General features: G+C 29.0%; 6 protein-coding genes and 1 pseudogene. 2 read left to right on the plus strand and 5 right to left on the minus strand.

Annotated features, from left to right (window positions below; all coding sequences use genetic code 11):
* The 5 genes and pseudogenes from ABJD66_RS09620 to ABJD66_RS09640 all read right to left on the minus strand — a co-directional run.
* A pseudogene (locus ABJD66_RS09620) lies at positions 1 to 550 on the minus strand (PKD domain-containing protein); the annotation flags it as partial.
* A gap of 29 nt (positions 551 to 579) precedes the next feature.
* Positions 580 to 1,026, minus strand: a complete 447-nt coding sequence (gene tssO / locus ABJD66_RS09625; protein WP_100893721.1) for a type VI secretion system TssO — start codon at positions 1,024 to 1,026, stop codon at positions 580 to 582.
* A gap of 2 nt (positions 1,027 to 1,028) precedes the next feature.
* Complete coding sequence (tssO, locus tag ABJD66_RS09630; protein ID WP_100893720.1) at positions 1,029 to 1,523, minus strand: type VI secretion system TssO; 495 nt, start codon at positions 1,521 to 1,523, stop codon at positions 1,029 to 1,031.
* A gap of 518 nt (positions 1,524 to 2,041) precedes the next feature.
* A complete protein-coding gene (locus tag ABJD66_RS09635) occupies positions 2,042 to 3,409 on the minus strand; it encodes a DUF5458 family protein (RefSeq protein ID WP_100893719.1) in 1,368 nt (455 codons plus the stop codon).
* A gap of 18 nt (positions 3,410 to 3,427) precedes the next feature.
* A complete protein-coding gene (locus ABJD66_RS09640) occupies positions 3,428 to 3,883 on the minus strand; it encodes a hypothetical protein (protein WP_100893718.1) in 456 nt (151 codons plus the stop codon).
* Positions 3,884 to 4,027: 144 nt separating this feature from the next.
* Between ABJD66_RS09640 and ABJD66_RS09645 the strand changes: the two genes are divergently transcribed.
* Positions 4,028 to 4,456 (plus strand): GPW/gp25 family protein, encoded by a 429-nt coding sequence (locus tag ABJD66_RS09645; RefSeq protein WP_100893717.1) that lies wholly within the window; start codon positions 4,028 to 4,030, stop codon positions 4,454 to 4,456.
* A gap of 30 nt (positions 4,457 to 4,486) precedes the next feature.
* Positions 4,487 to 6,235 carry a hypothetical protein gene (locus ABJD66_RS09650; RefSeq protein WP_348130879.1) on the plus strand — a complete coding sequence of 583 codons (1,749 nt, stop codon included), beginning with the start codon at positions 4,487 to 4,489 and terminating at the stop codon, positions 6,233 to 6,235.
* The last annotated feature ends 96 nt before the right edge of the window (positions 6,236 to 6,331 follow it).

The raw sequence follows: 6,331 nt of genomic DNA on the forward strand, positions 1-6,331 counted from the left end.
ATATAGGGTATTCTGTAGTATTGGTTGTTAGTTTTACATCATAAGTTCCTGGCTCTGAGTATACGTATACATTTTGTTTTTCGTACGCATCTACAGTTCCTGTTTCTCCAAACTCCCAGTACCAAGTTTCTATTCCTGGCCCTTGAGAAGTAAATATTAACTCTTCTCCTGTATAGCCTTCATCTGGGCCAAAAAGCTTAGGTATAGAGTCTATTACTCTACGCTCTTTAACAGATATTACCTTGATATATTTAGATAGTGTTTGGTTTTTGTCTATATCTACAGTAACTAAATATTTACCAGGTTCTTTGTATTTGTATTTTACGTCTAAGTTGCGTTTTAATGTGTCTCCATTGCCAAAATGCCACACTAGTTTTTTGTCTTTTACTACAGATGTATCATTTAAGAAAAAATCTAATTCTTCATTTTGTTCATAATGGCTGTTGTCATTAGAATCAAAAACATAGAAATCTAAATTTTTTAACTCAGAATTAAAAGGGTAAAAACTTAAAATGATAATAACTAATGAGATTAGTAGGAGTACACTCAATAGTATAATTTTATTTTTGTTATTCATGTCTATATATTTGCTTTACATTCATTTAGGTTCTTTTCTATCAATTTGTTGTTTTTCATTGATTTGTTCAGTGCTTCATTAATATCAAAGTATATTTTTAATATTCTAGATGATTGTTGTCCAAAACTATACTTGTTGTTCTTGTTGTTTATTTTGTAAATGTCTTCAAGTGCATAAATATCTCTTTTAATGCCATCAATTCTTTGTACTTGATTAATATCAAACTCTATAGTTTTTATAGTGTCGTGTAAAGTAACAACTTGCGTAATGTATTTTTTTTGAGCACTTAAAATTTCTTCAGAATTTCTAATGTCGCTCATTATCTCTTTACTCTCTAAAACAGGAACCGAAATAAAGAAATTGACAATTATTACAAACAGGATACCTACGACCCAGGAGAAAAATAGTGTGAACCTAATTTTTCGCCAAGAATTTTCATTTAGTTGCATAGTTAATTAAATTGGTTAGAGTTTATTTCTTTATATTTTTGTTTGCATTTTTCTAACTGGTCAATGTTGTACAATCTTTTACTTTCTTCTTTTTTGTACACATCCATTATAGATTGTATTTCTCCTAAATGCTTAAATAGTTCTTGGTATAACTCGTAATGTTTGGCGTCTTGCTTATTAATGTTAATTTCTTTTTCTAAACTTAAGCGAGTGTCAGAAATAAGTTTTTGCATTTCCTTGTGCTCTGTTAGTGTTCTTTGCTTGTTTTTTAGGCTACTTAAGTTTTTATAAATGTCCTCTAACTGGTAGTTGAGTTGTGCTTGTTTGTTAAAAATAGCATCGTAGCTAGCCTTTTTTTCGTTTAAGAGTGTAATTCCTTTAGTTGCTGTATTTAGGGTAAAAGATCCACATACTAGTAGTACAATTATTAGGAAACTAAAGTATAGAGAGAATTTTAAAATTTGTTTTCTTCTTTTAATGTAGTTTAACGGTTTCATTAAATAAAATTTGTATTTAAAAAATCAACCCATTTTGGGTTTAGTTAGTTGTTTTGTAATATTAATTGCCTACGGTTTTACTTGTAGTGCTATCTGGTTTTAATAAAGTCTTTTCTTACTACATAATTAAAATTTTATAATAGTACTATTTTTATAAAAATAGTTGCTATTTATAGTTACTAGTATGTGGCTACTTATAAATAGTTATAAATTAATTATGTGTAATATATTTTGTAATTTTTTTGACCAAGATATTTAATTTTTCCTATAAAATTTACATAAAAAACAGTTTTTTTTGTCTGTTTTTACTGTAGATTAAAATTTTACTGTTTGCAGGTAATTAACAGTAATTAATGTTCACTGAATTCAGTGTTTTTTTTATGGAAAATAAAATTTAGCAGAAAAGGGGAGTATCTAAAATAGTCTTAGAGTTGCTATTTGGGACTAAATTTTAATTGTTTTTTTGGGGTATTAAATAAGGAATGGTCTTTATATAAAGACCACTCCTTGGTATGCTATTATTGTTGGTTATATTCACTATGCCAAACAGCCTCTTCTGGGCCATCTCCTTTGTGACCATCTAATTGTATTACAAAACTTTTTGCAGGAAAATATGGTGTAATATGAAGATCTATTAAGACTCTGTCTTTTTGGTTAGGATCTTGCTCTATTTTCATTACCTTAAATTTCTCAATAAGTTTTGTTGGTCCATGAATACTATCTAAGAATTTAACAATTTGGCTTCTTAAATCAGACTCTGTTCTGGTAGTCCAGTTTTCAAAAGCTCTTCTGTTTAAAAAGTCAAATAATACCTTTGTAATATAATCAAATACACGAACAACAGAATAGGTTTGTAATCCTAGGTTGTCTCCGTTAAAAAGTGTTTTAGCAGAAAAAGCCATAACTTTACTGTACTCATTAACCATAGGTACTAATCCCATTTTTTCTAGCTCAGAGATTTCACTCTTTTTAAGATCAAAACGTACACTTTCTACTTCGTTAATACCACCAAACTTTTTACCCGCTACAACTTGTGACATTAATGTGCTGTATATTTTACCAGCAAGTGCAGAAGAAGGAGGAACATATAAGTTGTCTTCCTCGCCAACAATATCATCTTTTTTTCTTCCTAATAACCAGTTACAAGTCATTAGTGTATTAGATTTGTAAACGTCTCCGCCAGTATGGTTAGAGTTAAAGAAAAGATCCACAACATCGTCTGGTGTTTCTAAATCTTGAAAATCTGTTAGTAAAACAGTTTTGTTGTCAAAAGCTATTTTAGACCACTTATCTAGGATAGCATTAGTTCCTAAATAACCAGGTATAACTAATAAAGAATAGTTTTGTCTTAAATCTAGTCTGTCAAAATTTTGTTTTAGCTCATTACCTATATAATCTATAAAGTAAGGATTATCTAAATCTTTTAATTGATGCATACTAGCGTTAACAATAGTTACGTTTTTAACCTTGTCACTCTCTGTATTTTTGTAGAAATGTGCTAATGATCTGTAAGAAGTTTCTAATTCTTTAGTTCTTTTTAAAGCTTGCTTAAGATTAGCATTTAGGACTTCTCCTACTTTAAGTGCCTTTTCTTTGGCAATGTCACGCATTTCTTCACTGTTTTTGTCGCTCTTTAAAAGATCCAACCAAACAGTTAATCTGTTCGTTAAATTTTTACGTTCAGACTCCCATTGGTCATCTGTTAAAAATATATTTCTTCTTGCTTTTCTGTTAGGGTTAAGATTAGTGTACCCATCAATTACATTTTCTAAAAAAGAGAAACCACCAAATTCTTTTAATAAATCTATTGAAGCTGATAAATCTACTGTTTCAGCTTGTTTAGTTTGTGTAGCTATAGATTTACTTGTTTGAGTCTTTTCTGCCATTATTTAATTTTTTGATCGTTATTTTTCAGCATTTTTAATTTCAGAAATAGAATCTTCTAAAATTTGAATAAGTGCATTTTTAGTGTCAGGGTTCTCTAAAGCCTTTAAAAGGGCTCTGTTAGAAGATAGTTGACGAGAAATTTTTACATTTTGTTCTTTCTCAATATCTAACTTACTTAAAAATTCACTGTTCTCTTTAATTTTTTTAGAATCAAAATCTCCAATGTTTTTAAAGTTCATTACCTCACTTACCTCACTGCCGTTTTCATCTTGGTGTTCTAATTTTACAGACGGAGAAAATTTTTCAAAAACTTGCTCCACTGTTTGTAAACCATGTATTGCCTCTGGTGAAACTGGTGCTTCATCAGTTAATTTTTGAACCAATAAAGTTCTGTTAGAAGGGATGTCTGCTATAGATTCGTTTACATCTAACTTTACTTCATTACCCCCAATACCATAATTATACATTGCCATATTGTCTATTTTTTTTATTAATGTTATCTAGTTTTTTATAATTTTAATATGAATATACCTCTTTTATTTAAAACAATAAAATTATATTTGTTTAAAACACTGTAAGTGCATGCGTAAGATATTACTGATAAAGATATAAAACTAATGAACTATTTAAAGTTGCCAATAGATTTTTCTGAAATTTTAACAAATAAAAGCGCAGATAGATGTTCTAAAGTTGAATCTATAGCGCAGCATATAATGATGATGATTACCTCTAGATACGGCGAAGTTGTAGGTAGAGATGATTTTGGTTCGCAAATTTGGGAGCTAGAATTTAGTCAGTTAGTAAGAATTAAAGATTGGGAAGAACGGGTAGAAAATTCTTTAACTGAAGCCATAAAAAAATATGAATTTAGATTAAAAGATATTAAAGTGTCCGTTGTTTTGTCTGAGGTTGATGATAACTTATCTAGTAGTGAAAATACACAAATACGCAGAAAATCACAGATAGCTGTAAAGGCAAAATTAATAGAAAACGATATGGATTTTAATTTTAATACCTTAATATATATAAGTCCTTTATCCCAATAAATTAGTATGAGAGACCAAACATTTTTAACATTGAAAAAAAGGATGTTAGAACGCTCTATGGAGTTATGGGGTATAAAAGAGGCTAATAGCATAGACCCCTTAATAGACCTTTTAATAGATGTTTTTGCTTATGAAAAAGCAAAGCTACATCAAGAAATTAAATTGTCTGATACCCAGCTGCTTCACAGGTTATCTAGAATATTATTAAGTAGTAAGTGGTCTTCTCCAATGCCTGCACATGCTTTAATGCTAATGTACCCTAATGAGGAAACATATACTGTTACTCCAGATAATCATTTTTATGTAAATACTAGTAGTTATGGTAAAGATAACTTAAGTGTCTTTTTTACGCCTCTAGTAAATAGTACCGTACATAATGCAGCAGTAAAATATAAGTTGTACAATACGCAGTTGGTACAGTATATTAATAACGAGGCTATTAGTAATACTTTTTTTGATAAAGAAAATAGAGTAGAAGACAATACACTATGGTTAGGTATAGAAATTGACCAAGAAAAGCTTCATAAATTAGACCGTTTATCCTTAACCGTATTAATGGAAGATCTAAATTTGTATCCTCTTTTAAATACAATGTCTGTTAATGGTGAAAACAGAGTTAATATAAGGTGTTCTAAGGGTAACTTTGACTCTAATGAGCTTGATGAAACACATTATTCTGAAGAAATAACTACGTTTTATAAGGATTATTTTTATGATTTAGATTTAGAAGGTAGTACTCATATAAAAAAGTCTTTGAGCCATTTATTTCCGTTCTCTAAAAAAGAAGTAGAGGATATAGATTATGATCAAAGTCTTTTTTGGATAAAAATTAAGCTGCCAGAAATTTTTGATAAGCAAAAAATAGAACAATTTAATGTTTCTCTTAACACCGTTCCTGTAGTTAATAGGCAAAGAGTTTATAAACAGCACAATTATAGTAAAAACGGAAGAATAGTATCTCTCCCATGTGAGCATAAAAATTATTTTTTAAATGTTAAATCTGCTCAAGATGATAATGGAAAATATTTAAAGAATATTTTAAACGATTATGAAAATAGAAGAAACGGTACATACTCTCTCTATTTTGGAGATATAGAAAAGTTTGATACTAGAAGCGCAAAAGTTTTAATAAATAAGGTAACACAATCTATTAGAGAAGAAGGTAATGCATATGCAGCTATGAACCCTGAAAGGTTAGATACTTATTTAGAAGAATTAATAAAACAGCTAGACTTGCTAGAGCAAAAAGCAATAGATAAAGTAAAAGATATAGATGTGTCTGAAAGTACATTTTTATTAACCTACCCTTTTCCTAATGCAACCAATTATGAAATAGAATATTGGACAAGTAATGCAGATTTGGCTAATGATTTTAATGAACAAAGTACATTTAATCAATATGCCACTAATGAGTTTGATATGAAAAAAACTCGCTTGTTAACAACTACTGTTGGTGGTAAAATTAGAAAAGGAGAAAGAGAACAGGTAGATAGTTTAAGGTATGGCTTGCTTACAAAAGAACGTATAGTTTCTAAGGCAGATGTAAAAAGTTTTATAAATCAGCAAATAGGTAACTACGTATCTAAAATACAAATACAACCAGGAGCACAAATTTCAAAAGAAAAGAAAAAAGGAATAATAAGAACAACAGATGTTTTAATTACATTAAACACTTTATTTTCATCTAAACAAGATTTAGATAGATTAGGTGTTTATTTTGAAAATGAATTGACAAATAAGTCAATCAGTAACATTCCGTATAAAGTAGTAATTCAGTAATAACTATGAAAGAATTAGATTTTAGTCAAGGATTAATTTCGGCTATGAAAATGGCCAAACATAATGCTAATAATGATAAGCATACTTCATATGGTG

Source organism: Cellulophaga sp., assembly GCF_039943695.1.
Lineage (GTDB): Bacteria > Bacteroidota > Bacteroidia > Flavobacteriales > Flavobacteriaceae > Cellulophaga.